The organism is Delftia sp. CH05, assembly GCF_009827015.1.
Classification (GTDB): Bacteria; Pseudomonadota; Gammaproteobacteria; order Burkholderiales; family Burkholderiaceae_C; genus Comamonas; species Comamonas tsuruhatensis.
On record NZ_WUMG01000060.1, the window covers coordinates 1 to 24495 of the forward strand.

A 24495-nucleotide genomic window follows, 5' to 3' on the forward strand; every position below is an offset into this window, starting at 1 on the left:
AGAACACCGGCTCGTGGCTTTCGTCTTGTTTCCGGAGCGCAGGCGCGAGCCTGCGTCCCAGTGGTTTTGGGCGGGATGGGGCTACCCGCAAGGGCGTCCGCACGTCGCAATGCGTGTTCTTAACATCCCGTCCACCTGTCTGTGCGTTGCACCGCTGATTCTGTTTGCAAGCCCCTGTCGGGGCGTTTCTTTTCGAGGCCGGGTTTCGGCCCGGCGGCCGACTCACTTTCTTGTCTCGCTACAAGAAAGTGAGCAAAGAAAAGCGCCCGAATGTCCGCGACCCCTTCGCTGCGCTGCGGGGCAACCTGCGCCGGGCTGCCTGCGGGGTTCGCTGCGGAACTCGCTGCGTTCACTGCGTGAACTTCGCTCAGACAACCGCAGCGAGTCAGATGACGAAGCAGTCCTGTCCTTCGGCAGGACTGCAACCCCGCAGGCAGCCCGGCGCAGGCGCGGCCATACGGGGAGTGGGTTCGGGCCTTCGCTTCGCTCGGCCTGGAGCGCTGGGGCGTTTGCCGTCTTGAAAGCCTCTATCATTGCGGCGGCCCCCTGTTCAGGGGCTGGTGCGTAAGAACACCTGCGTGTAAAGCGGTGCGGCCTCCCCGTGAGCGAGGCCTTGTCACGTCTGAATTGTCGGATCGTGGGTGCATGCCCACGTCCCTGCGGTTACGGGCGGGATGGGGCTACCCGCAAGGGCGTCCGCACGGCTTTGCACGTGTTCTTAACATCCCGTCCACCTGTCTGTGCGTAAGAACACGGGCCGGTGGTTTTGTTCTCTCGCAAAGGAGTACGAAATCATGTACGGCATTTCCATTTCTGCCTTCCCCTCCACCCATCAAGCGCCCCATGCTGGCGCGTCTGCCGTGGGAGGGGTTGCGCCATGAGTACCGCTTCCACAACCCTGACCCCGCCTACGCCGCAGCAGTTGAGCCATGCCGTGACCGAGATCGGCCGGCTGACGCTGCAAGGCAGCAGCGAGGTGTACTCGCTGGGCCAACTGGCGCTGGCCTGGCTGGAGCGGCCCGAGGGCCATCGCAATCTGGAGGTGGTGGCCAATGCGCTGCAGGCCATTTGCGGGGCTGCGCAGCGGATGGAGGAGCTGGTTGAGGACGAGGTGAGCTACGTGCATTGCCTGCAGGAGGATCCGGCGTATCTGCGGCGGATGGCTGCGGCTTCAGCGGCGTTTGAGCGCTGATTCTCTTTGCAAGCCCTGTCGGGCCTTCGCTTCGCTTGGCCAGGCGTTTCAGCCCAGGACGTTCTTCAGCAGCGTCTTTTCCTGGTCCATGAGGGCGGCGATGCATTCGTCGCCCAGGGCCTGCAGCAGCCGGGTGCTGTCGGCGTTGGCGATGTCCAGGCCCAGGCGCTTTTGCTGGGCTGCGGGCTGCGTGAAGTTCAGGCGCAGGTAGCTGCTGGTGCCCAGTTCCTGGCGGGCCGCCTTGACGGCCTGGACTTCCTGGGCGGCCATGACCAGGTCCAGCAGGGGCTTGACCAGGGTCAGCCCGCGCCGGGGCATGGCCACGGGGTCCTGGCCCTGCTGGGGGTTGGCGGTGCCTACGCTGATCATCACGATGTCGGCCGCTGGCCCCCAGAGCTGGCGGGCGGCCTGCAGGGCCAGCAGGTCGGGCGCGTTGGCGGCGAGTCCGCCGTCCACGAAGACATGGCCTGCTGCGGCGTGCGCGGGAAAGTAGGTGGGGGCGGCCGATGAGGCCAGCATGGCGTCCATCAGCGTCAGGCCCAGTCGGTCCCTGTCGGGCAGGGCGCCGCTGGCCAGCACGTGCAGCTGCGATGAATTCCAGTTCACGGCGGGCAGCAGCAGCGGCACCTGCAGTTGCCCCAGGGCGGACTGCTCCGCTTGCGGCATGGCCTCCTTGATCGCTGCGCGCAGCGGGGCGCTGTCATAGAGCGCCTTGCCCATGGCCTGGCGCAGGCCGGGCAGCCATTTGGAGGGAAAGATGGAGGGGCCGTGGTCCAGCAGCAGTTGCTTGATGCGCGCGGGCTGGCAGCCGCTGGCCAGGGCGGTAGCGATGATGGCGCCGATGGAGGTGCCGGCGAACAGGTCCACTTTCTCCAGCAGGTCGCCGTTGCCGAATTCGCGGTGGATGCGTTCCAGCACATGGGCGCTGAAGAGGCCGCGATAGCCGCCGCCCGAAAGGCTCAGGACGACCCGGCGCCGGCGCAGGCCCTGGCGCACCGCGCTGGACAGGGGCGGTACGTCGAAGTCCATCACAGCGCGTGCACGGCAACGCCCCGGGCGGCGGCCTGCGTCAGGTAGAGGTTGGCGGGCTCGGTGTAGCAGACCTTGAGCAGGTCGGCCGTGGCGATGAGCAGCCGCAGGTCCTGCGCCAGGGGCGCCGTGCCCTGCGGGCCCTGGCTGTCCAGCGGCGCGAAGTTGCGCCATTCGATGAAGCGCTCCAGCACCTTGTTGTCCACGCTGGTCAGCATGGAAGCGCCTTCGGCCCGCAGGTTGGCATACAGCGCGTCGAGCAGGGAGAACCACTCGTTGCGGTCACGCAGGTCGTGGAATGCCTCGGCCACGGCCGCCTTGGCGATGGCCATGGACAGGTCGCTGACGATGCAGTCCAGCGGCCGGATGGTGGAGAACCACTGCAGGGTCGCGGGCTCCTGGTTCGCCATCCACAGCAGGCAGCGGGGGCCCAGCAGGTAGCGGCTCATGGCGCGCGCCGGGCGGGTACGTCGATATCGCCGCGCGCCCCGGACATCTGCGCAGCGGACAGATCCACGGCCTGGCGCGGCAGCGGCAGGGACCGGCAGATGTCGGCCACCGTGCGGGGGGCGCGCTCGTTGGCGGACAGGGCCACCATGTGCTCCTCGCTGACAATCACGTAGCGCTTGCGGCCCTGGGAGATGAGGGCCACCCCGTCGTGATCGGCCTGCCTGAGCACCGCGCCGTACTGCGCCTTGAAGACCGAGATCGGCATGGGCGTGGTGTTGCGCGGCATGGCCGATCCGACCTGATGGCTCAGGTCCCGCAGGGCGCGGTTCAGCGGGTCGCGTTCGCCCTCGGGCAAGGCAGCGTCGGTGCGGGCGGAGAAATGGGACGGCATGATCGACCTTTCTGGTCAGGTTGTGCTGCCATTGTTGGTCAGGCTGACCAGGGTGTCAATTGTGGCCATGGCAGGCCCCTGCGGCGCCCCCGCAAGGCGCCGGCCCGCACTTGTACCCAGCCGCGTCTGCGCTACACTTGCCCGCTATGTTCATTCATCGCATGTTCATTGCAGGTTGTGGAGACCGGGGAGCCTGGCCCTGGCGCAAGCCTGTCCAACTGAACAGCTGAAGCACCCGGGGCGCGACCCGGCGTGCACCCGAGGCCCCACGGGCCAATCGAATGAATCGGCGCAATCCATACGCAGCCCGCACCCACATCAGGTCTGCCAGCGCCACGCAATCCGGAGTCTTTCCCCGTGATCACCGAACTCGAATTCAAGAGCCTTGCCGCGCAGGGCTACAACCGCATCCCTCTGATGGTCGAGGCGTTTGCGGACCTCGAAACCCCCCTGTCCCTCTACCTCAAGCTGGCCCATGCGGGCGGTGACGGCAAGCACAGCTTTTTGCTGGAGTCCGTGGTGGGCGGCGAGCGCTTCGGGCGCTACAGCTTCATCGGCCTGCCTGCACGCACGCTGCTGCGCGCCAGCGGCTTCGGCGATGCGGCATGCACCGAGGTGGTGACCGATGGCCAGGTGGTGGAGACGGCCAAGGGCAATCCGCTGGATTTCATCGCTGCCTACCAAAAGCGCTTCAAGGTGGCGCTGCGCCCGGGGCTGCCGCGTTTTTGCGGCGGGCTGGCCGGCTACTTCGGCTACGACGCCGTGCGCTATATCGAGAAGAAGCTGGAAGATTCCTGCCCGCCCGATACGCTCAACTGCCCCGACATCCTGCTGCTGCAGTGCGAGGAAGTGGCGGTGATCGACAACCTGTCGGGCAAGCTGTACCTGATCGTCTATGCCAACCCCGGCGAGAGCGAGGCCTATACGCGCGCCAAGAAGCGGCTGCGGCAGTTGAAGGATCTGCTGCGCTACTCGGTCAGCGCGCCGCAGATCAAGGCCGGCGAGAGCCACCCGGCCCAGCGCAGCTTTGCCAAGGAAGACTACCTGGCGGCCGTGGAGAAGGCCAAGGAGCTGATCGCCGCGGGCGACTTCATGCAGGTGCAGGTGGGCCAGCGCATCCACAAGCGCTTCACGGCCAGCCCCTTGAGCCTGTACCGCGCGCTGCGATCGCTCAATCCCAGCCCCTACATGTACTACTACCACCTGGGCGATTTCCATGTGGTGGGCGCCAGCCCCGAGATCCTGGTGCGCCAGGAGAACACGGACGAGGGCCAGAAGGTCACCATCCGCCCGCTGGCCGGCACGCGCCCGCGCGGCGCCACGCCCGAGGCCGACAAGGCCACCGAAAAGGAGCTGGTGGCCGACCCCAAGGAACGCGCCGAGCATGTGATGCTGATCGACCTGGCGCGCAACGACATCGGCCGCATCGCCAAGACGGGCAGCGTGAAGGTGACCGAGGCCTTTGCCGTGGAGCGCTACAGCCACGTGATGCACATCGTCAGCAACGTGGAGGGCATTCTGCGCGACGGCATGGACAACATGGATGTGTTCAAGGCCACCTTCCCGGCCGGCACGCTGACGGGCGCGCCCAAGGTGCATGCCATGGAGATCATCGATCAGCTGGAGCCGACCAAGCGCGGCATCTACGGCGGCGCCTGCGGCTACCTGAGCTTTGCGGGCGACATGGACCTGGCCATTGCCATCCGCACGGGCGTGATCAAGGACGGCACGCTCTACGTGCAGGCCGCCGCCGGCGTGGTGGCCGATTCCGTGCCCGAGATGGAATGGAAAGAGACCGAGCACAAGGCGCGCGCACTGATGCGCGCGGCCGAGCTGGTGGAGGAAGGACTGGAATGAGCACGGACCGCGCCAAGCAGGCCATCGACCTGGTGCAGCACTGCACCGACATGCTGGATGTGCGCCGCAATGTGGATGCGCTGGACGATGTGCTGGTGCCGCTGCTGGTCACGCGCATGGGCTACATGCAGCAGGCCGCGCGCATCAAGGCCGATGCGGCCCAGGTGCGCGACGAGGGCCGCATCGAGGCCATCGTGCGCCGCGTGCGCGAGCGCACGGCCGCCGAGGGCGGCCAGCCCGACATGATGGAGGCGGTGTACCGCCACCTCATGGAGGAATGCATTGCCTACGAGCACCGCGAGTTCGCGCGGCTGCGCGAAGGCGGTGCGCAGGACGATCGTTCCTAGGCACTCATGCGGGGATCGCGTTGCCCGGCAGCCAGCGCAGCGCATGGCGCGCCGCCACCCATTCCTCGTTCGTGGGCTCCACGCCCACGGTGACGGCGCTGCCGGTGGCCGAGATCACGGCCGCATCGCGCGCATTGGCCTCGGCGTCCAGCCGCAGGCCCAGAAAGCCCAGGCCCTCGCACACGCGCCGCCGTATCTCGGCGCTGTGCTCGCCCACGCCTGCGGTGAACACCAGCAGGTCCAGGCCGCCCAGCACGGCGACCAGGGCGCCGATCTCGCGCACGATGCGCCGCACGTACAGGGCCAGCGCATCGCGCGCACGCTCGGCCCGGGCATCGGCGCCTGATTCCAGCGGCAGCAGCACGCGCGGCTCGGACGAGGTGCCCGAGACGCCCAGCAGGCCGGACTCGTGGTACAGGATGCGGCCCACTTCCTGCAGGCTGAGCTTTTCGATTTCCATCAGGTAGATCACGGCGCCGGGGTCCAGCGCGCCGGTGCGTGTGCCCATCATCAGGCCATCCAGCGCCGAGAACCCCATGGTCGTCGCCACGCTTTGCAGGCCCTGCATGGCGCACAGGCTGGCGCCGCTGCCCAGGTGGGCCACCAGGGTGCGCCCGCGCGCCAGGTCGCCATGGCGCTCGGGCAGGGCGGTGGCCATGTATTCGTAGGACAGGCCGTGGAAGCCGTAGCGGCGCAGCCCGCGTTCCCAGGCCGCATGCGGCAGGGGCAGCAGTTGCTCGACCTTGGGCAGCGTGTGGTGGAAGGCGGTGTCGAAGCAGGCCACCTGCACCAGTTCGGGCCGCTCGCGCAGCAGGATGTCCATGGCCTCCAGCGCAAAGGGCTGGTGCAGCGGCGCCAGCGGGATGAAGGCCTGGAGGTCGGCCAGCACGCCGGCATCGACGCGCACGGGCTCGAAGTAGCGGCTGCCGCCGTGCACCACGCGATGGGCGATGGCGGCCACGCGGGCGCCGTCCAGCTGCGCCAGGCGCGCGGTGATGCGCTCGCGGATCAGCTGCAGCGCGGCGCGGTAGGGGTGGGCTGTGTCCAGGGTGATGGCAAAGGGCGGCACGCCGCTCTCGCCGAAGTCGGGCGCGGGCCCGCCTATGCCCTGGACCTTGCCGTTCCACAGCGGCTTGCGCGGCAGCGGGCGCTGTGCACCGTCGAAGACGGCGAACTTGATGCTGGACGAGCCGCAGTTGAGCACCACGACCAGTTCGCGGGCGGGGGAGGATGCGGTGTGGGCAGGGATCATGGCGGCGAGTTCCGGTAGCGGTGGGCCAGCAGCAGGGCGATGGCGCAGGAGGCGATGCGCGAGGCGCGGCTGTCGGCGCGGCTGGTCAGGATCACGGGCACCTTGGCGCCCATGACGATGCCGGCGCTGGCCGCCTCGCCCATGTACATGAGCTGCTTGGCCAGCATGTTGCCGCTTTCCAGGTCGGGCACGACCAGGATGTCGGCCTGGCCCGCCACGGGCGAATCGATGCCCTTGGTGCGCGCGGCGGCCATGGACACGGCGTTGTCGAAGGCCAGCGGCCCGTCGAGCACGCCGCCCGCGATCTGGCCCCGGTCGGCCATCTTGCACAGCGCGGCGGCGTCCAGCGTGGCCGGCATGTGCGGGCTCACGGTCTCCACGGCGGCCAGGATGGCGACCTTGGGCTCGGGCACGCCGATGGCATGGGCCAGGGCGATGGCGTTGCGCACGATGTCGGCCTTTTGCTGCAGGTCGGGCGCGAGGTTGATGGCCGCATCGGTGACGATGAAGGGGCGCGGGTAGTGCGGCGTCTGCAGCACGAAGCAGTGGCTGACGCGGCGCTTGGTGCGCAGGCCGGCGGCGGCGGCCACCACCTCGGCCATGAGCTCGTCGGTGTGCAGGCTGCCTTTCATGATGGCCTCGACCTCGCCGCAGGCGGCCAGCTCGGCGCCGCGCGTGGCGGCGGCATGGCTGTGCGGCACGTCCTCGATGCGCAGGCCGCCCAGGTCCAGCCCATGCTCGGCCGCCACGGCCTCCAGCCGTGCGCGCGGGGCCACCAGCACGGGGTCGATCAGGCCTTCGCGGCGCGCGTCCAGCGCGGCCGAGAGGCTGGTCTCGTCGCAGGGATGGACCACGGCCACGCGGATGGGCGGCAGGCCGGCCACATGGGCCAGCAGGCGCTGCAGGCCGTCGCGTCCACCGGCCTCCAGCCGGATCTCGGGCAGGCTGGTGCGCTGGCGCTCGATGTGGCGGGCCGGCGCATGCACGGTGGCCTGGCCCTCGATCACGGCGGCGCCATGCTGGTTGGTGCAGGCCACGGCCAGCGTGACCTGGCGCTGCTCGGCCTGCTTGGACAGCACCTCCACGCGCACGGTCAGCCGGTCGCCTGCGGCCAGCGGCGCCAGAAAGCGCAGCGTCTGGCCGACCAGGGTGGTGCCGGGGCCGGGCAGGCGCGTGCCCAGCACCGAGGCCAGCAGCATGCCGCCCCACATGCCGTGGGCGATCAGGGCGGTGTCGTCATCGTCGGCGCCGGCAACCGTGCCAGCACCGGCACCAGCGCCGGCACCAGCGCCGTCGGCCACGGCCGCGCCCGACAGGGCGGCGAACAGGCGCAGGTCCTGGGTGCTCAACGTGCGTTCCAGGCTGGCGCTGTCGCCCACGTCCAGTTCGTCAAAGCTGTGGTTGCGCAGCAGGGCCAGGTCTTCGGGCGGCAGGGCCGCATCGGAGGCAGTGGAGAGGTTCATCGCTTCTTTCGGGTACCTGTGTGCGCGCGGCTGGCCGGTGCGCGCGGGGTGGGCCTGGCGGCCGGGGCTTCGGGTGGGGCCGCTTCCTGGGGGGCCTCCCTGGCCTGCGCCACCTCCAGCGCCTGCACGAAATGCGCCATGGCCTGCAGCAGGCGCTGGTGCTCGGCATCGCTGAGGTTGCCTCCCTGGTTGGCCAGCTCGTCCACCGTGGTCATGCCCCAGCGGATGTCGGCCGCCGGCGAGGCGGCCAGCAACTGGGTGATGGCGGCCATGGCGGCGTCGGGCTCGCGCTGCATCAGCAGGGCCTGGCGGCGCACGATGCGGCGGAACTGCGCCATGTCGGGCGGCACGCCGCCCAGGTGATCCTGCAGCAGCCGCCAGGCGTGGCGGAAGTGGCGCTCATCGGCCTCGCCACGGGCACGCAGCACATGGAACAGGGCGCGGATGACGGCCTCGTACAGCCCGCCCTGGGCCACGCTTTCGTGCAGCCGCGCCAGTTCCTGGCACATGTACTGGCAGTGCTCGGGCGATTCGCCCGGGTGCGGGCGCGGCGGGCCGTCGTCCTGGCGGCTTTGGCCGGCCAGGGCCTGCACCAGGGGCGAGCCATAGATGGCGTGGAACAGCCGCGCCTGCATGGCGTCGCGCTGGTCGCGGTAGGTGTCCAGCATATGCACCACGGCCTGCGACATGGCCTGCTGCGCCTTCAGGAAAGGGTTGTCGGGCTCGACGGGGTGGCGGTCCTCGCGCGCCTGCTCGGCGGCCTGGGCCACGGCAGGGGCCAGCGGGTGGGAGTCCGACCAGTATTCATAGCCCACGCGCAGCGGATGCATGGCCTGCAGCCAGCGCGCCGACAACGGCGTGGACAGGGCCTGCACCCAGGGCTGCACGGTGTTGCGGTACAGGGCGAGGTTGATTTCGGAGACGCGGGCGGCGGCGGCAAAGTGGCGCTCGCTTTCGGGGTCGGGCCGGACGATGTCGCGCACCTCGGCCAGGTCGCTGCGGCGGATCTTCATCAGGTACGCGGCGTCGGTCAGCTCCTGCGGCGGCACGCCGGCCGGGCGGTCGGCGATCTCGGCGCGGTAGATGCCGGCGGGCAGCAGGTCGATGATGTCGATGTGCGCCGCGAACTCGCGGTGCTCCTTGCGGCCCACGGCGCCCGAGACAAAGATGCCCAGGTGGCCGATGCTGTCGTGCGTGGCGAAGACGATGGTCTGGTCGTGGGCGGCGATGTCCTCGTCATCACGGTACAGGTCGGTGATCCAGCCCAGGGCCTGGCCCGGCGGCGTGATGTTGTCGCCATGCGAGCAGAACACCACGATGGGCGAGCGGATGTTGCGCAGGTCGATGCGCACGCCGTCCGAGGTCGTCAGCTCGGCCGTGGCCAGCCGGTTGCCGATGAACAGGTTGTCCACGATGTACTGCATCTCGCGGCCTTCCAGGAAGACATGGCCGCCCCAGTACTTCTCGAAGCCCAGGTAGCGCGGCCCCTCGGTGTCCACGTCGGCATAGACCTGGTACTGCTTTTCCCACAGCGTGTTGGCGGGGTTGAGGTTCTCGAAGTTCTGCACCAGCCAGGCGCCGTCGAAGCGGCCCGCACCCAGATCGCTGGTCAGTGCCGTCACCCAGCTGCCGCCCATGAGGCCGCCGCCGTAGCGCATGGGGTTGTCTCCGGCCCAGTACGACAGCGGCGCGCCGGCCACGATGATGGGCCCGAACAGCTCGGGCCAGACGGCGGCCGTCATGAGGATCTGCCAGCCGGCCTGGCAGTTGCCGATGACGGCGGGCTTGCCCCGGCTCTCGGGGTGCAGCTCGGCGACCTTGCGCACGAATTCGGCCTCGGCGCGCATCACGTCCTCGACGGTCTGGCCGGGCACGGGGTCGGGCAGGAAGCCCACGAAGTAGCAGGGATGGCCGGCCTTGAGGGCGGCGCCGATCTCGCTGTCGGGCTTGAAGCCGCCGATGCCAGGGCCGTGGCCCGCGCGCGGATCGACGACGATGAAGGGGCGCTTGGCCGGGTCGATGACCGTGCCCTCCATGGGCGCGATGCGTGCCAGCCCGTAGTTGACGGGACGCGGCAGCTCCAGGCCGGACATCACGATCTCGGCCTGGAAGCTCAGCACATTGGGCACTTCCTCGGCCAGGTGGGCGCGGTACTGGTTGCCGCGCTGGCGCCGGATGTCGGCATACAGCAGCGTGCGCTGCCAGGCATCGGTGGCGTACTGTGCAGCTGCCTGGGGCAGCTTCAGCGGATCGCCCCACAGTGCCCCCACGTCCACGGTGCCGTGGCTATCGAGGTGCTCGTTCATCTGGCCCACTCCTTTAACGGGCATGTCCTGCCCCCTGCTTGCAGATTGCGTGTGAATGGCCGCCAAACGGCCCCGCGCCTGCGGGACCGTGCGGCTTGTGTCAGCCCCTGGGCTCTTCAGCCGTGGGCGGCAGCGTCCCGGGCCGTTTCGGCGGCAGCCGCTGCAATGGGCTGCTGCGCCGCATGGTCGGGCGGGGTGACGGATGGGGTCACGGACTGGGCCATGGACTGCACGGCCGAGGTCCAGCGCGCCAGCAGGTCGCTCCAGGGCACGGCAGTGTCGGCCGCGCCCTGGGCGCCGCCGCTCAGCGTGGCTGCCACCTGCTGCTGCCAGTCGTGCACGGCCTGCTGCACGCCCTGGGCCAGGGTCATCTGGCTGGCCATGGCCGTCTGGGCCAGGGCCTGGGCATGGCCCATGCGCAGGTGGGCGTGGCGCCAGAAGGCCTGGGCGGGCAGGGTGGCCAGCTCCTGCCAGCTGCTGGTCTGCTGCACGCCCTCGATCTCGCTGCCGGTCTCGGCGATGCGCTCGGGGCCGTTGCGTGCGGCATGCTCCAGCCATTGCTGGCCGCTTTCCTGCAGCAGCCGGCTCAGGTGCAGCTGCAGTTCGAGCTGGGCCTTGAGCAGATGGAGGGGAATGGTCTGTGCGCTCATATGGAACTCCTTGCTGGTTGACGTGGAAAGATGCCTTGGCGGCGGAACGAAACTCAGGCCATCTGGCCGATGGTCTTGCGAAAGCGGGCGAGCGTGAGGGCGAACAGCACGGAGCCGATGGCGGCCAGTGCGAGAAAGGGCTTCCAGACCACGTCCAGCCCCGCTCCGCGGTAGAGGATGGCCTGCGACAGCTCGACAAAGTGGGTGGTCGGCGCGGCCAGCATGATGGTCTGCACCAGCTGCGGCATGCTTTCGCGCGGCGTCATGGCGCCCGACAGCAGCTGCAGCGGCAGCAGCACGAGCACCAGCAGCATGCCGAACTGTGGCATGTTGCGCGCCAGCGTGGCAAGGAAGATCCCCAGCGACGTTGTGGCGAACAGGCACAGCGCGGCCCCTGCCAGGAACAGCGGCTGAGAGCCTTCGATGGGAACGCCCAGGGCGCCGCGCACCACGAGGTTGAGCGAGGCAAAGGCGGTGACCAGCACGACCAGTCCCATGGACCATATCTTGGCCAGCATGATCTCGGTCGGTGTCACCGGCATGACCAGCAGGTGCTCCACCGTGCCGTGTTCGCGCTCGCGGATCAGCGCCGCGCCCGTGAGGATGATGGACAGCATGGTCACGTTGTTGATGATCTGCATCAGCCCGCCGAACCAGACCTTGTCCAGCGCGGGATTGAAGCGCGCGCGCACCACCAGGTCCACGGGCAGGGCGGTGGCGCCCCGAAAGCGCTGCACGAACTCGCTGACCTCGGCCGAGACGATCTGCTGCACATAGCTGTTGCCCGTGAAGGCCTGGCTCATGCGCGTGGCGTCCACGTTCAGCTGCAGCTCGGGCGCGCGGCCCGCCAGCACGTCGCGCTGGAAGTTGGGCGGGATGTTGAGCACGAAGGTGTAGGTGCCCGAGTCCATGCCCGGGTCCATCTGCGTGCGGTCGATCATGGCCGGCGGCGCGAACTGCGGCGGATAGAAGGCGCCCGCGATGCGCTGCGACAGCGGCGAGCCGTCCTCGTCCACGATGGCGATGGGCGCGTTGTGCAGGCTCTCGGGCATGGCCGTGGCCGCCGTGTAGATGGAGACCGTGAACACATAGGCGATGAGCACCAGCAGCACGGGGTCGCGCCACAGGCTCCACAGCTCCTTGACGCCCAGCCGGTAGATGTTGGAGAAAAGGCGGGTGCGCATGTCAGCTCTCCTGCTTTCTGGTCAGCGCAATGGCCAGGCCCAGGATCGCCGGCACGGACAGCAGCAGCGGCCCGAACGAGCCGGCCAGCTCCCGAAAGCCCAGCGCCTTGCTGAACACGCCGCGGCTGATGGCGATCATGTGGCTGGCCGGATAGACCTCGCCGATGGCGCGGCCCACGCCCTCCAGCGAGGACACGGGGTCGACCAGGCCTGCGAACTGCGTGGTGGGGATCAGCGTGCCGATCAGCACCAGGAACATCGAGGCGATCTGGCTGCGCGTCAGCGTGGAGGCCAGCAGGCCGAAGCCCGTGGAGGCGCCGCTGAAGATCAGCGCCGCCAGGGCCAGCGTGGCAAAGCTGCCCGTCACGGGCACGCCGAACAGGGTGACGGCCATCAGGCACATCAGCAGGAAGTTCAGCATGGCCAGCACCACATAGGGCAGTTGCTTGCCCAGCAGGAATTCGGTGCGCGTGACCGGCGTGACGTAGAGGTTGGTGATGGAGCCGCTTTCCTTCTCGCGCACCACGGCCAGCGCCGTCAGCATGGCCGGCAAAAGCAGCAGCAGCAGGGGCATGACGGCCGGCACCATGGCCGGCAGGCTGCGCACGTCGGGGTTGTAGCGAAAGCGCGTCTGGATGTCGATGAGGCCGGCCGGCGCCACGCCCAGGCGCTCGCGCGCCTGCTCGGTCAGCCAGTGCTGGTGGATGCCCTGCAGGTAGCCGCGCACGGTCTCGGCGCGCGTGGGCATGGCGCCGTCGAACCAGGCGCCCACCTGCACGGAGCCGCCGCGCAGCACATCGCGCGCAAAGCCCGGGGGGATCTCGATGGCCAGGGTCAGCTCGCCGCTGCGCATGCGGCGGTCCAGTGCGTCGTAGTCGGTCAGCGGCGGCTGCTCGATGAAGTAGCGCGAGCCCGACAGGCTCATCGCATAGCTGCGGCTGATGGTGGTCTGGTCGCGGTCCAGCACGGCAAAGCGCAGGTCCTCCACGTCCAGGCTGATGCCGTAGCCCATCACGAACATCAGGATCAGCGAGCCCACCAGGGCCAGCGTGGCGCGCACCGGGTCGCGCTGCAGCTCCAGCGCTTCGCGCCAGACATAGCTGAGCATGCGCTGGGCGCTGAAATGGCGGCGGCGCGCAGCGTGCGTTTCCACGGCAGCGGGGGCGGCAGGCGCGGCCGGTTCCTCGGCGGCCGGGGCCTCGCCGCCACCGGCCTCGACCAGGTAGCCGATGAAGGCTTCCTCCAGCGTGGCCGCGCCGCGCTTGGCCACCAGGCGCGCGGGCGTGTCGCTGTCCAGCACCTTGCCCGCATGCATCATGGACATGCGGTCGCAGCGCTCGGCCTCGTTCATGAAGTGGGTGGAGATGAAGATGGTCACGCGGTCGCGCCGCGACAGCTCCACCAGCAGGCGCCAGAAGCCGTCGCGCGCCACGGGGTCCACGCCCGAGGTGGGCTCGTCCAGGATGAGCAGCTCGGGCTTGTGCACCATGGCCACGGCCAGCGACAGGCGCTGGCGCATGCCCAGCGGCAGGGCGGCCGGCAGGCTGTGCTGCGCGGCCTGCAGGTCGAAGCGCTGCAGCATCTCGGCCACGCGCGCGGGAATGTCCGCCTCGGGCACGCCGAACAGGCGCGCGTGCAGCACCAGGTTCTGGTGCACGGTCAGCTCGCCATACAGCGAGAACGCCTGGGTCATGTAGCCCACGCGGCGGCGCGTGTCGATGTCGCGCGGGTCCACGGGCTGGCCGAACAGCCAGGCCTGGCCCTCGCTGGCCGGCAGCAGGCCGGTCAGCATCTTCATGGTGGTGCTCTTGCCGCAGCCGTTGGAGCCCAGGAAGCCGAAGATCTCGCCGCGGCGGATGCGGAAGGACACATGGTCCACGGCGACGAAGTCGCCAAATCGCATGGTCAGGTCCCTGGCCTCGATGGCGATGTCGTCCTCGCCGCCCTCGGGCAGGGGGGCAATGGTCACGGGCGCATGGCCGCGCTTTTTCTCTTCGGGCAGCAGGGCGATGAAGGCCTCTTCCAGCGAGCGGCTGTCCGTGCGCTGCAGCAGCTCGGCCGGCGTGCCCGTGGCCAGCACGCGGCCCTCGTCCATGGCCACCAGCCAGTCGAAGCGCTGGGCCTCGTCCATGTAGGCCGTGGCCACCAGCACGCTCATGCCGGGGCGCTGGCGGCGGATGCGCGCGATCAGGTCCCAGAACTGGGCGCGCGCCAGCGGGTCCACGCCCGTGGTGGGCTCGTCAAGAATGAGCAGGTCGGGGTCGTGGATCAGCGCGCAGCACAGGCCCAGCTTCTGCTTCATGCCGCCCGACAGCTTGCCGGCCGGCCGCTCCAGGAATTTGCGCAGGCCCGTGGCCTGGGTGAGATCGTCGATGCGACGGCGCCGCTCGGCCGCGTCATGGCCGAACAGGCGCGCGAAGAACTGCAGGTTCTCCTCCACCGACAGCGTGGGATAGAGGTTGCGCCCCAGGCCCTGCGGCATGTAGGCCACGCGCGGGCAGACGGCCTCGCGGTGCCGGCGCTGGGCCATGTCGCCGCCCAGCACCTCGACACTGCCTTCCTGGATCTTGCGCGCCCCGGAGATCAGCGCCATGAGGCTGGACTTGCCCACGCCGTCCGGCCCGATCAGGCCGACCATGCGGCCTTCGGGAATGTCCAGGTCGATGCCCGCCAGCGCCTCGACCTGGCCATAGCGCTGGTGCACGCCCTTCAGGCGCACGACCCAGCCGCTGGCATGGGGCGTCGTGCTCTCGCTCATTGCGCGGGCTGGGCTGGCAGCTTGATGGCCAGGTTGGCGGGCCACTCATGGCTGGCATCGGTGCGCAGCCAGGCCATGCCGGGCACGCCGGTCTTGACCTGTTCCAGATGGCGGCGCAGCAGCTCCGGCGGGATCTGGGCGCGCACGCGGAACATCAGCTTCTGGCGCTCGCTGGCAGTCTCCACGGTCTTGGGCGTGAACTGGGCCTGGCTGGCGACGAAGGAGACGCGGGCCGGGATCACGTACTCGGGCGCGGCGTCCAGCACCAGGCGCACCTCGCTGCCCAGGGCGATGCGGCCGGCTGCAGTTTCCGGCACGAAGAAGGTCATGTAGACATCGGACAGGTCCAGCAGGTTGAGCACGCGCCCGCCTGCGCCCAGCACCTCGCCGGGCTGGGCCACGCGCAGCTGCACGCGGCCGTCGCGCGGGGCCTTGAGCACGCCGTCGTCGATGTCGGCCTGCACGCGCGCCACCGTGGCCGTGGCCGCCTGCACCTGGGAGCGCACGCCGACCACCTGGGCCTCGGCCGCCTTCACGGCGGCCTGGGCAGCGGCGGCCTGGGCTCGCGTGGCGGCCAGCGCCGCCTCGCTGCCGCGCACGCGGGCGCGGTCGTCATCGAGCTCCTGCACCGAGGAGGCGCCCTCGCGCGCCAGCGTTTCCGAGCGCTTGAAGCGGCGCTGCGCGGCGTCCACCTCGGTCTCGCGCTGCACGATCAGGGCCTGGGCGGCGGCCAGGTCGCTGCGGCGCAGGGTGACCTGGGCCTCGGCCGCGGCCACGCTGTGCTCGGCCTGCTGGCGCATGGCGTCGGCTTCCTGGCGCTGGGCGCGCAGGGTGTCGATCTGCATGCGCGCCACGGGCTGGCCGGCCTGCACGAAGTCGCCCTCGCGCACCAGGATTTCCTCCACGCGGCCGGGCAGCTTGGTGGAGATGTCGATCTCGGTGGCCTCGACCCGGCCGTTGCTGCCGACGAAGCCCTCGCCGGGGCCCTTGGGCGTGAAGGTCTTCCAGGCCCACCAGGCCACGAGGGCCAGGACCGCCACGGCGGCGATCGGCACGATCTTGTTCTTCAGAGAGGTGTTCTTGTCCATGGGCGGGTCCGGATGCTTCAGGAATTCGGGGGATCGGCAGGCGTGGCCGGCACGGTGGCGGGCAGCGCGGCAGGTTCGGCGCCGCTGCCGCCGCCCAGGGCGGCATACAGGCCTACCTGGCTGGACAGCAGGGCGCGCCGCGCCTGCACCAGTTGCTGGCGTGCGGCCAGCAGGTCGCGCTGGGCGTCCAGCACCTCCAGGTAGGCGGCCGAGCCGTTGTCGTAGCGCAGCTGCGCCAGCCGCGCGCGCTCGGCCTGGGCCTGCACGGCGGTGCGCTGCACGGTGATCTGTTCGGACAGCCAGCGGCGCGCGGCCAGGCCGTCGGCCACCTCGCGGAAGGCGGTCTGGATGGCTTTCTCGTACTGGGCCACGGCCATGTCGCTGCGGATCTCGCCCAGCTCCAGGTTGGCGCGGCGCCGGCCGCCGTCGAAGATGGGCAGGGACACCGTGGGCACGAAGGCCCAGGCGCGGCTGCCGCCGTCGAACAGGCCGTCGAGTTCGGCGCTGGCCGTGCCCCAGCGGGCGGTGAGCGCAATGCGCGGGAAGAAGGCGGCGCGCGCCGCGCCGATCTGGGCCCGGGCCGCGCGCAGCTGGTGCTCGGCCGCGGCAATGTCGGGCCGCGCCGTGAGCAGCTCCGAGGGCAGGCCCGGCCGCAGCTCGGCCAGCACCAGGGCGTCGTCAAAGGGTGCGGCGGCGGGCAGCGGACCCGGGTGGGCGCCGACCAGCTGGGCCAGGGCGTGCAGCTGCTGCGCGCGTGCCAGCTCCAGCTGGGCCAGCAGGGCCTGCGCCTGGGTCAGCAGGGTCTGGACCTGGGCCAGCTGCAGGCGCGAGCTGGCGCCCACGGCCTCGCGGCGCGTGAAGATGCGAAAGGATTCCTGGCGCGTGGCCAGCGTCTCGCGCGCAATGGCCACGCGCTCGTCCAGCTCGCGCAGGCCCAGGTAGCCGTCGGCCACCTGGGCGATCAGCGCGGTCTGCACGGCGTGGCGGCCCGCATCGCTGGCCAGCCAGGTCTGCAGGGCCGCGTCCTTGAGGCTGCGCACGCGGCCCCACAGGTCCAGCTCCCAGCTGCTGAAGCCGACCTCGGCGCGGTACTCGCCGCTGACCACGGAGCGGCCCGAGAGGTTGAGGTCGCCAGGCACGCGCGCCCGTGCGGCCTGGCCGCCCACGCCAATGGCCGGGAACAGCTCGGAGCGCTGGATCTGGAAGGCCGCGCGCGCCTCTTCGGCGCGCAGCGCGGCCACGCGCAGGTCGCGGTTGTGCTCCAGCGCGGTGGCGATCAGCTGGCGCAGCACGGGGTCGGTGAAGTAGTCGCGCCAGGGCAGGCCGGCGGCGGCGACACCCTGGGCGCCCGCCTGCAGATGGGCAGGCCAGGCCTCGGGCGTGGGCAGGGGCGGCGGCTCGTGCGGCGGCGCCAGGGAGGCACATCCTGCCAGGGCGGCGGCCAGTGCGGCTGCCAGCGCGGCGGCGGCGGTTCGGGGGAATGGGAGGGTCATCTGCAGTGCTGCGGGGTGCCGGTGCGGCAGCCGCTAGTTGAGGATGTGGTGGCCGCCATCGACATACAGCGTGCAGCCCGTGATGGCGCGCGCCCCGTCCGAGGCCAGGAAGGCGCACAGCGGCCCCACGTCGTCGGGCTGCAATTCGCCGGCAATGGGCGAGCGGCGCACGCTGTCGGCCACGAGTTCATCGAACGCGGCAATGCCCGAGGCCGCACGCGTGGCGATGGGCCCGGGCGAGACGGCATTGACGCGGATGCGCGAGGGGCCGAGCTCGGCCGCCAGGTAGCGCGTGGTGGACTCCAGCGCGGCCTTGACCGGGCCCATGATTCCGTAGTGCGGCATGACCTCGCTGGCGCCCAGGTAGCTCAGCGTCATGAGGCTGCCGCCGCTGGCGGCCATCAGCGGCTCGGCCAGGTGGGCCATGCGGATGAAGGAGTGGCAGGAGATGTCCATGGCCAGCGCAAAGCCCTCGCGGGAGCTGTCCACCACGCGGCCCTGCAGGTCCGCGCGCGGGGCGTAGGCCACGGCGTGCAGCACGAAGTCCAGCCGGCCCCAGCGCACGGCGGCGGCATCGAACAGCGCGCGCATCTGCTCGTCGTCGCCCACGTCCAGCGGCATGCGCAGCTCGGCACCGATCTCGTCGAGCAGGGGCTCCACATGCGCCCGGGCCTTGTCGTTCTGCCAGGTCGCGCCGATCTCGGCGCCCGCCGCATGCATGGCCCGGGCACAGGCCCAGGCAATGCTGTCGCGGTTGGCGATGCCGACGATCAGGCCTTTTTTGCCAGCCAATAGCGTCATCTCGAATGCTCCAGATCAGAAGGTCTGCCGGGAAACAGGCCGCCTTGGGGCGGCTTCGTCAGGAATCACGGGGCCATGGCGCGGCATTGCCGACATATGCGCCACGGCGAATGTTTGTATTTCCTGTGACTCCGAAGCTTTTGATAGCTTGTTTTGATGCATGCAAATCAAAGGTTTGCATGCCAATATCGTCTCCTGGTCTTTTTCATTCTATCTATGTTGCACTGCAGCGACCGATTTTGGCGATGCCGTTTCGTTATATCGATGCAGTTCACTCCATAGTCTTGACTCAGGTCAAAGAGGGCTGCCTCACGGGGAGAATGCCGCTTGCCGCCGGTTGCTGTGCCCAGTAGAGCAATGGTGTCTTTTTGCGCCAACAGCCGAGCATTCCCTGTATTGGCCGGATTTCAATGAATACAAGGTATTCACACCATATTGGTGCATGGGAGGTAAAGAAAACCGGAAATCTGCCGATGGTCCGTGGACAGAGAAAATCCCCTGCCTGCAAAGGCCTGGGGCCGCCATTCAGTCAAGACAAGACCGAAGGAAGACGATCAATCCATGACCAGCATTTCATCCACCGGCGCCAGCTTTGCCGCCAGCGCAGCGGGCATGCGGCCCACGGTGTCCGTGAGGTCGTCAGCGATCACGGCAGCTGCTGCACCCGCCGACCCGGGCACGCAGGTCACGCTGGGTCAGTCCACAGGGTCCAGCGTCATCTATGCCAAGCCGCAGCCCGTGGAACTGGGCCAGTTCAGGCTGACCCGGGCCTGGGCCTCGCAAGACAGGGACGACATCAGCACCCTGATGGCGCGCAACCTGGGCCTGGGCCCGTCGGCCAGCCTGGCCGACCGCTGGCGCGGCCTGGGCGGCGCCCTGCTGTCGCGCTTTGCGGCCACGCCGTCGGACTACCAACAGACGGTGGCGGAGTACCAGGCGCCCACGGCGGCCGACTCCGTCGCAGGCAGCGCGGATGCGCAGGCCCTGGACAAGTCCGCACTGAGCGATGTGTCCGTGGGCGCTGCCACCGTGAGCCTGAAGATCCGCACGCAATCGGGCCAGACCGTGGAGCTGCGGATTGCCACGAACGACGGCAGCGAAGCGGGCAGCAGCAGCGGGCTGCGGGTCGAGGTCAAGAGTTCCGGCACCTTGAGCCAGGCCGAGAGCGCGGCCATTGCCCAGCTGGCCGACGGGCTGGACGAAGCGCTGGAAGGCCTGGGAAAGCCGGGCAAGCCCCAGCTGGAACTGGGCAAGCTGATGGACTTCGATCGCAGCGTGCTGTCCGGCCTGGACCTGGACATCAAGAACCCCAAGCCTTCGCAGCCCCTGTCCTCGTTCAGCCTGCATGTGGGCGCCGATGGCCGATCGGTGGCGATGAAGGGCGCGGCGGGCGAGCTGGCCGTCAACCTGGAGTCCGACGCGCCCGCAGGCGCCAGCGCGTCGCAGCGCCAGGCGGCGCTGGACCAGCATCTGAAGCGCTTTGATGTGGCCGCGCAGCGCGGGCGCGCGGACGCGAACCTGGTGGACCTGTTCAAGAGCGCCTTCACCCAGCTGCACAGCGCGCAGTCCCCTGCGGCGCCGGCCCGGCTGGCTGCGCTGTCCGGGCTGGAGCGGGCCGTGCAGGCCACGCAAAGCGGCCTGGCCGATTTCCAGGCCAGCTTCAGTGGCGACTACGAAAAGACCAATGAGTTCGGCGCCGTGACCGAGGACGGCCGGGCCGCCTACCAGGTCGGCCAGAAGACCACCCGGCAGTCCAGGGGCTCGGCGGGCGAGTCCATCGCCCAGGTGGTGACCGAGTCGCTGGACGCCCATGCCAGGAAGGCGCGCAATCGCGGCATGCTGGACCCTCAGTCGGGCAACTACGATCTGATCAAGGTGCAGGACCGCAGCAGCATCACCACGCTGATCGAGACGGCCGACAACCGGGTTGCCGGCGCGCTGCGCAAGACGGACGAGCGCCAGATGCAGACCTGGGAGCAGCTCGTGGACCACCGCGTGCGCCAGCAACGCGAGACGCCCAGCGGGCGCAGCTTCACGGAGCGGATCGCGGTGAAGTAGTGTCTGCGGGGGGCTGACCGCGTGCAGGGGCGCGGGCCGGGCCGCGTGTCGTCGTTGTGTCACACAACTTCCGTATAAGAAGTTTTTTTGAACAAGACATGACAACGGCCCGCGCGTTCATGACCGAATTTCATCTTGCCGTCATCCAGGGCGGAGCCTCTCAATGAACGCCCGCCGTGCTTTGGCGGCGGGGCTGGCGGCGCTGCTGCTGGCGGCCGTGGGCGGCGGCGTCTGGTACTCGCGCACGGCCCTGGTGCAGGACCGCCAGGCGCAGCGGGCGCAGCAGCAGTCCGTGACGGCACGCGGCCTGATCGGCTCCGAGAAGGAAGCCTTCTTCCAGGACGAGCGCGTGCGCGACGTGCTGGCGCGCCACGGCGTGACGGTGACGGTGCAAAAGGCCGGCTCGCGCAGCATTGCCAACAGCTACGACCCCAAGCAGTACGACTTCGGCTTTCCCTCGGGGGCGCCGGCTGCAGCCCAGCTCAAGGCGGCGGCCAGGGCCGGCACGGTCTACACGCCGTTCTACACGCCCATCGTGTTCGCCAGCTGGCGGCCCATTGCCGAGATCCTGATCGCCAATGGCGTTGCGCAAAAGCAGGGCGACTTCCACTACGTGACCGATCTGCCGGCCCTGCTGGCCATGGCCGGCAAGGGCACGCGCTGGCGTGACCTGAAGGCCTCCGGCGCCTTTGCCACCGGCAAGGCCGTGCTGCCCGCCAGCACCGATGTGCGCAGCTCCAACAGCGCGGCCATGTACCTGGCGCTGGCCAGCTATGTGCTCAACGGCCAGCAGGTGGTGCAGAGCCCGGCCGACCTGGAGCGCGTGATGCCGCAGGTGGCGCCGCTGTTCCTGCGCCAGGGCTTCCAGGAAAGCTCGTCGGCCGGGCCGTTCGAGGACTACCTGGCCCTGGGCATGGGCAAGGCGCCGCTGCTGGTGGCCTATGAGTCGCAGCTGGTGGAGTTCCTGCTGCGCCACCCGCAGCGCAGGAGCGGCGAGATGGTGATGCTCTACCCGCAGCCCACGCTGTATTCCAAGCATGTGCTCGTGCCCTACACGCCGGCAGGCGAGCGCGTGGGCCAGTTGCTCGAATCCGACCCGCAGCTGCGCGCATTGGCGCAGGAATACGGCTTTCGCACCGGCGGCGACACGCACGGCCCCGAGCGCTGGGCCGGGCAGGGCGTGCAGGCGCCCGCGCCGCTGGTGGATGTGATCGAACCGCCCAGCCAGGAGTGGCTGGAGCGAATGATCGTGGACATGGAGCAGCGCTTCAAATGACCGAACGTTCCAGGAGCAACCGATGAGCAACACCCCCCAGACCACCACGGCCAGCGCCGCCGTGGCCGTGCCTGCACAGGAGCAGGATTTCGTGCTGGAGCCGCCCGCGCCCGCCCTGCCCGTGCCCATCGAGTCGGCCAGCGGCAAGGTCCGCCTGAAGGCCGAGGAAGTGCAGCAGCTGGACGCGCAGGTGGCGCAGTTCATCGACGACATCACCGCCAACGACAGCCAGTCGCCCGCCTTCAAGGGCGCGGTCGAGCGCATCCACGGCATGGGCAACAAGGAGGTGCAGGCCGCTGCGGCCGTCTCCAACCGCATGCTGGAGCGCCCCGTCAAGACGCTGAACAACGGCCTGTTCGACCAGGGCAGCCAGATCGGCCAGGGCCTGATCGACCTGCGCCGCCAGGTGGAGGCGCTGGACCCCTCGCGCCAGGATGACCTGTTCAAGCCGCGTAAGCTGCTGGGCCTGATCCCCATGGGCAACAGGCTGGTGGACTACTTCGACAAGTTCCAGTCCAGCCAGAGCCACCTGAACGCCATCATCGACAGCCTCAAGCGCGGCAAGGACGAGCTGCTGCGCGACAACGCCGCCATCGAGCAGGAAAAGGCCAACCTGTGGGGCCTGATGGAGCGGCTGGAGAAATACATCCACATCGGCAAGAAGCTGGACGCGGCGCTGGAGGCCAAGGCGGCGCAGCTGGACGCCAGCGACCCTGAAAAGGCGCGCGTGGTGCGCGAGGACATGCTGTTCTACGCACGCCAGAAGGTCACCGACCTGCTCACCCAGATGGCGGTGAACGTGCAGGGCTACCTGGCGCTGGACCTGGTGCGCAAGAACAACCTCGAACTGGCCAAGGGCGTGGACCGCGCGACCACCACCACGGTCTCCGCCCTGCGCACGGCCGTCATCGTGGCGCAGGCGCTGGCCAACCAGAAGCTGGTGCTGGACCAGATCACGGCGCTGAACACCACCACGGGCAACCTGATCGCCGGCACCAGCGAGCTGCTGCGCGAGCAAAGCGGGAAGATCCACGAGCAGGCGGCCGGCAGCACCATCGACATCGCCAGGCTGCAGCAGGCCTTCGGCAACATCTACCAGACCATGGACGCCATGGCCGACTTCAAGGTCAAGGCCCTGGCCTCCATGCAGACCACGGTGGACACGCTGTCGCAGGAGGTGGACAAGTCCCGCGCCTATCTGGAAAAGAGCCGCCGCGAGGACGTGCGCGAGGCGCTGCAGGCGCCCGCCGGCGAGGTGGTGCTGTGAGCATGTTCCGGCGCCTGGCGGCCTGGTGGCTGCTGGGCCTTGCGCTGGTCCTGGCCGGCTGCGGCAAGTCGCCCGAACCCGCGCCGCAGGCCGCCGCAAAGGCCGATGCGCCCGCCGGTCCCCAGGGTGCGTTCACCGTGCTGGCCGGCTCCGAACTCAAGGACGTGGCGCCCGCGCTGGAGCAGGCCGCCACGGCGGCGGGCGTACCGCTCAAGCTCAGCTATGCAGGCACGCTGGAGATGGTCGAGCGCATCAATGCGGGCGAGCAGTACGACGCCATCCTGCCGCCCAATGGCGCCTATCCCGCGCTGGCGCTGGCGAACAAGCCGCTGGCGCGCGAAAAGCTTTTCTACTCGCGCGTGGCCCTGGGCGTGAAGGTCCCCGTGCTGCACAAGTTGGGCTGGGAAAAGGCCCCGCCCACCTGGGCCGACATCGCACGCGCTGCCGCCCAGGGCCGGCTGCGCTACGGCATGACCAATCCGGCCAGTTCCAACACCGGCATGAGCGCACTGTTCGCCGTGGCCTCGGCCGTGGCCGGCAAGACCGAGGACCTGGACGCCAGGGAGGTCAATGCCAAGGTGCTCAAGGACTTCCTGTCGGGCCAGAAGCTCACCGCCGGCAGCTCCGGCTGGCTGGCCGAGGCCTTCGAGCGCGAGCCCGGCGCCGTCGATGCGCTGGTCAACTACGAGGCCGTGATCCTGCGCCTGAACGAGAAGCTGCCCGCCGCCGACCGGCTCACCCTGGTCTACCCGCGCGACGGCGTGATCTCGGCCGACTATCCGCTGATGCTGCTCAACGCTGCGCGGCGCGCAGACTATGACCGGCTGGTCGCCCAGTTCAAGGCCCCCGCCTTCCAGGGCCAGCCGTTGCGCCAGGCCCAGCTGCGCCCCGCCAGCCCCGAGGCGCAGGCCAGCCCGGCCCTGCCCACGGCGCCCGTGGTGGAGCTGAGCTTTCCGAACCGGCTGGAGGTGATCGATGCCGTGCTCTCGGCCTACCAGAGCGATCTGCGCCGTCCGGCCACCAGCATCTTCGTGCTGGACGTGAGCGGCTCCATGAAGGGTGCGCGGCTGGCGCAGATGAAGGAGGCGCTCAAGCTGCTGTCCGGCGCCGAGGCCTCGGCCGCCAGCCAGCGCTATGCCGCCTTCCAGGCGCGCGAGCGCGTGCTGCTGATTCCGTTTTCGGGCCTGGTCGGCCAGCCCGCGCGCGTGCAGTTCGCGGCGGGCGACCTGCAGGCCGCAAGCGCCCAGGTGCTGGCCTATGCCGACAGCCTGGTGGCCGACGGCGGCACGGCCATCTACGACGCGCTCACGCTGGCCCAGCAGCAGGCACGCCAGGAACTGCGGGCCGATCCCGAGCGCTTCGTCAGCATCGTGCTGCTGACCGATGGCGCCAACACGGCCGGCCGCGACTGGGCCGCATTCGAGCGCGAGCAGCGCATGGCGCGCGACGGCGGCGCGCCGCTGGTGCGCGTTTTTCCCATCATCTTTGGCGAGGCGCAGTCCGGCGAAATGCAGGCCCTGGCCGCGCTGACGGGCGGGCGCGCCTTCGATGCGCGCAACACCGGCAAGAGCGGGCTGCCGCTGGTGTTCAAGGAAATCCGGGGCTACCAGTGACAGCGCCGCCAGCGATCGGA

At 69.6% G+C, this 24495-nt stretch carries 20 protein-coding genes; 7 read left to right on the top strand and 13 right to left on the bottom strand.

From position 1 onward, the window contains the following. Positions 1 to 877: 877 nt before the first annotated feature. Positions 878 to 1192: a hypothetical protein gene (locus GRX31_RS27665; protein WP_043791354.1), complete on the top strand. Its 315-nt coding sequence runs from the start codon at positions 878 to 880 to the stop codon at positions 1190 to 1192. A 48-nt stretch (positions 1193 to 1240) separates the two neighbouring features. On the opposite strand, the gene GRX31_RS27670 is transcribed toward GRX31_RS27665, so the two are convergent. From GRX31_RS27670 to GRX31_RS27680, 3 genes are read right to left on the bottom strand one after another with little or no spacing between them, the layout of a single operon-like run. Beyond that, the gene (locus GRX31_RS27670) at positions 1241 to 2221 is read right to left on the bottom strand and encodes a CBASS cGAMP-activated phospholipase (RefSeq protein ID WP_160855773.1); all 981 of its coding nucleotides are present in this window, start codon (positions 2219 to 2221) and stop codon (positions 1241 to 1243) included. Next, positions 2221 to 2670: a hypothetical protein gene (locus GRX31_RS27675; protein WP_016449524.1), complete on the bottom strand. Its 450-nt coding sequence runs from the start codon at positions 2668 to 2670 to the stop codon at positions 2221 to 2223. Before GRX31_RS27675 ends, GRX31_RS27670 begins: the two co-directional genes overlap by 1 nt. Further along, complete coding sequence (locus GRX31_RS27680) at positions 2667 to 3062, bottom strand: hypothetical protein (RefSeq protein ID WP_046988079.1); 396 nt, start codon at positions 3060 to 3062, stop codon at positions 2667 to 2669. The genes GRX31_RS27675 and GRX31_RS27680 overlap by 4 nt, the downstream gene beginning before the upstream one ends. A gap of 357 nt (positions 3063 to 3419) precedes the next feature. Here GRX31_RS27680 and trpE point away from each other — a divergent pair, with 357 nt between their 5' ends. Continuing rightward, the gene (trpE, locus tag GRX31_RS27685) at positions 3420 to 4919 is read left to right on the top strand and encodes an anthranilate synthase component I (RefSeq protein WP_016449525.1); all 1500 of its coding nucleotides are present in this window, start codon (positions 3420 to 3422) and stop codon (positions 4917 to 4919) included. Beyond that, positions 4916 to 5266 (top strand): chorismate mutase, encoded by a 351-nt coding sequence (locus tag GRX31_RS27690; protein ID WP_016449526.1) that lies wholly within the window; start codon positions 4916 to 4918, stop codon positions 5264 to 5266. Before trpE ends, GRX31_RS27690 begins: the two co-directional genes overlap by 4 nt. A 4-nt stretch (positions 5267 to 5270) precedes the next feature. Here the strand turns inward: GRX31_RS27690 and GRX31_RS27695 are convergent, their stop codons facing one another. From GRX31_RS27695 to GRX31_RS31060, 10 genes are all read right to left on the bottom strand, one after another. Next, the gene (locus GRX31_RS27695) at positions 5271 to 6518 is read right to left on the bottom strand and encodes an acetate/propionate family kinase (RefSeq protein WP_160855775.1); all 1248 of its coding nucleotides are present in this window, start codon (positions 6516 to 6518) and stop codon (positions 5271 to 5273) included. Continuing rightward, positions 6515 to 7981: a bifunctional enoyl-CoA hydratase/phosphate acetyltransferase gene (locus GRX31_RS27700; protein ID WP_160855777.1), complete on the bottom strand. Its 1467-nt coding sequence runs from the start codon at positions 7979 to 7981 to the stop codon at positions 6515 to 6517. The genes GRX31_RS27695 and GRX31_RS27700 overlap by 4 nt, the downstream gene beginning before the upstream one ends. Next, the gene (locus GRX31_RS27705) at positions 7978 to 10287 is read right to left on the bottom strand and encodes a DUF3141 domain-containing protein (protein ID WP_047472286.1); all 2310 of its coding nucleotides are present in this window, start codon (positions 10285 to 10287) and stop codon (positions 7978 to 7980) included. Before GRX31_RS27705 ends, GRX31_RS27700 begins: the two co-directional genes overlap by 4 nt. A gap of 116 nt (positions 10288 to 10403) precedes the next feature. Continuing rightward, on the bottom strand, positions 10404 to 10937 hold the full coding sequence (locus GRX31_RS27710; RefSeq protein WP_017405870.1) for a hypothetical protein: 534 nt from the start codon (positions 10935 to 10937) through the stop codon (positions 10404 to 10406). 53 nt (positions 10938 to 10990) lie between these two features. Continuing rightward, positions 10991 to 12121 carry an ABC transporter permease gene (locus GRX31_RS27715; RefSeq protein WP_160855779.1) on the bottom strand — a complete coding sequence of 377 codons (1131 nt, stop codon included), beginning with the start codon at positions 12119 to 12121 and terminating at the stop codon, positions 10991 to 10993. Between the two features lies 1 nt (position 12122). Further along, complete coding sequence (rbbA, locus tag GRX31_RS27720; RefSeq protein WP_160855781.1) at positions 12123 to 14879, bottom strand: ribosome-associated ATPase/putative transporter RbbA; 2757 nt, start codon at positions 14877 to 14879, stop codon at positions 12123 to 12125. Continuing rightward, positions 14876 to 15967 (bottom strand): HlyD family secretion protein, encoded by a 1092-nt coding sequence (locus GRX31_RS27725; protein WP_012202692.1) that lies wholly within the window; start codon positions 15965 to 15967, stop codon positions 14876 to 14878. The genes rbbA and GRX31_RS27725 overlap by 4 nt, the downstream gene beginning before the upstream one ends. A gap of 17 nt (positions 15968 to 15984) precedes the next feature. Then, positions 15985 to 17460: an efflux transporter outer membrane subunit gene (locus GRX31_RS27730; protein ID WP_046987832.1), complete on the bottom strand. Its 1476-nt coding sequence runs from the start codon at positions 17458 to 17460 to the stop codon at positions 15985 to 15987. 33 nt (positions 17461 to 17493) lie between these two features. After that, positions 17494 to 18261 carry an enoyl-ACP reductase FabI gene (gene fabI, locus GRX31_RS27735; protein ID WP_047219041.1) on the bottom strand — a complete coding sequence of 256 codons (768 nt, stop codon included), beginning with the start codon at positions 18259 to 18261 and terminating at the stop codon, positions 17494 to 17496. Positions 18262 to 18319: 58 nt separating this feature from the next. After that, positions 18320 to 18442: a hypothetical protein gene (locus GRX31_RS31060; protein ID WP_272918455.1), complete on the bottom strand. Its 123-nt coding sequence runs from the start codon at positions 18440 to 18442 to the stop codon at positions 18320 to 18322. A 380-nt stretch (positions 18443 to 18822) separates the two neighbouring features. Between GRX31_RS31060 and GRX31_RS27740 the strand changes: the two genes are divergently transcribed. The 4 genes from GRX31_RS27740 to GRX31_RS27755 all read left to right on the top strand — a co-directional run bounded on the left by GRX31_RS27740 (position 18823) and on the right by GRX31_RS27755 (position 24475). Next, positions 18823 to 20319 (top strand): hypothetical protein, encoded by a 1497-nt coding sequence (locus GRX31_RS27740; protein WP_160855783.1) that lies wholly within the window; start codon positions 18823 to 18825, stop codon positions 20317 to 20319. A 163-nt stretch (positions 20320 to 20482) separates the two neighbouring features. Beyond that, positions 20483 to 21595, top strand: coding sequence for a hypothetical protein (locus tag GRX31_RS27745; protein WP_160855785.1), 1113 nt, complete (start codon positions 20483 to 20485; stop codon positions 21593 to 21595). A gap of 22 nt (positions 21596 to 21617) precedes the next feature. Then, the gene (locus tag GRX31_RS27750; protein WP_047328002.1) at positions 21618 to 22862 is read left to right on the top strand and encodes a toxic anion resistance protein; all 1245 of its coding nucleotides are present in this window, start codon (positions 21618 to 21620) and stop codon (positions 22860 to 22862) included. 2 nt (positions 22863 to 22864) lie between these two features. Beyond that, positions 22865 to 24475 (top strand): vWA domain-containing protein, encoded by a 1611-nt coding sequence (locus GRX31_RS27755; protein WP_016449538.1) that lies wholly within the window; start codon positions 22865 to 22867, stop codon positions 24473 to 24475. Positions 24476 to 24495: the final 20 nt, after the last annotated feature.

Coding starts and splice junctions, on each gene's coding strand:
- GRX31_RS27665 (WP_043791354.1), top strand. CDS start 878: ATGAGTACCGCTTCCACAACCCTGACCCCGCCTACGCCGCAGCAGTTG.
- GRX31_RS27670 (WP_160855773.1), bottom strand. CDS start 2,221: ATGGACTTCGACGTACCGCCCCTGTCCAGCGCGGTGCGCCAGGGCCTG.
- GRX31_RS27675 (WP_016449524.1), bottom strand. CDS start 2,670: ATGAGCCGCTACCTGCTGGGCCCCCGCTGCCTGCTGTGGATGGCGAAC.
- GRX31_RS27680 (WP_046988079.1), bottom strand. CDS start 3,062: ATGCCGTCCCATTTCTCCGCCCGCACCGACGCTGCCTTGCCCGAGGGC.
- GRX31_RS27690 (WP_016449526.1), top strand. CDS start 4,916: ATGAGCACGGACCGCGCCAAGCAGGCCATCGACCTGGTGCAGCACTGC.
- GRX31_RS27695 (WP_160855775.1), bottom strand. CDS start 6,518: ATGATCCCTGCCCACACCGCATCCTCCCCCGCCCGCGAACTGGTCGTG.
- GRX31_RS27700 (WP_160855777.1), bottom strand. CDS start 7,981: ATGAACCTCTCCACTGCCTCCGATGCGGCCCTGCCGCCCGAAGACCTG.
- GRX31_RS27705 (WP_047472286.1), bottom strand. CDS start 10,287: ATGAACGAGCACCTCGATAGCCACGGCACCGTGGACGTGGGGGCACTG.
- GRX31_RS27710 (WP_017405870.1), bottom strand. CDS start 10,937: ATGAGCGCACAGACCATTCCCCTCCATCTGCTCAAGGCCCAGCTCGAA.
- GRX31_RS27715 (WP_160855779.1), bottom strand. CDS start 12,121: ATGCGCACCCGCCTTTTCTCCAACATCTACCGGCTGGGCGTCAAGGAG.
- rbbA (WP_160855781.1), bottom strand. CDS start 14,879: ATGAGCGAGAGCACGACGCCCCATGCCAGCGGCTGGGTCGTGCGCCTG.
- GRX31_RS27725 (WP_012202692.1), bottom strand. CDS start 15,967: ATGGACAAGAACACCTCTCTGAAGAACAAGATCGTGCCGATCGCCGCC.
- GRX31_RS27730 (WP_046987832.1), bottom strand. CDS start 17,460: ATGACCCTCCCATTCCCCCGAACCGCCGCCGCCGCGCTGGCAGCCGCA.
- fabI (WP_047219041.1), bottom strand. CDS start 18,261: ATGACGCTATTGGCTGGCAAAAAAGGCCTGATCGTCGGCATCGCCAAC.
- GRX31_RS31060 (WP_272918455.1), bottom strand. CDS start 18,442: ATGCAAACCTTTGATTTGCATGCATCAAAACAAGCTATCAAAAGCTTC.
- GRX31_RS27740 (WP_160855783.1), top strand. CDS start 18,823: ATGACCAGCATTTCATCCACCGGCGCCAGCTTTGCCGCCAGCGCAGCG.
- GRX31_RS27745 (WP_160855785.1), top strand. CDS start 20,483: ATGAACGCCCGCCGTGCTTTGGCGGCGGGGCTGGCGGCGCTGCTGCTG.
- GRX31_RS27750 (WP_047328002.1), top strand. CDS start 21,618: ATGAGCAACACCCCCCAGACCACCACGGCCAGCGCCGCCGTGGCCGTG.
- GRX31_RS27755 (WP_016449538.1), top strand. CDS start 22,865: ATGTTCCGGCGCCTGGCGGCCTGGTGGCTGCTGGGCCTTGCGCTGGTC.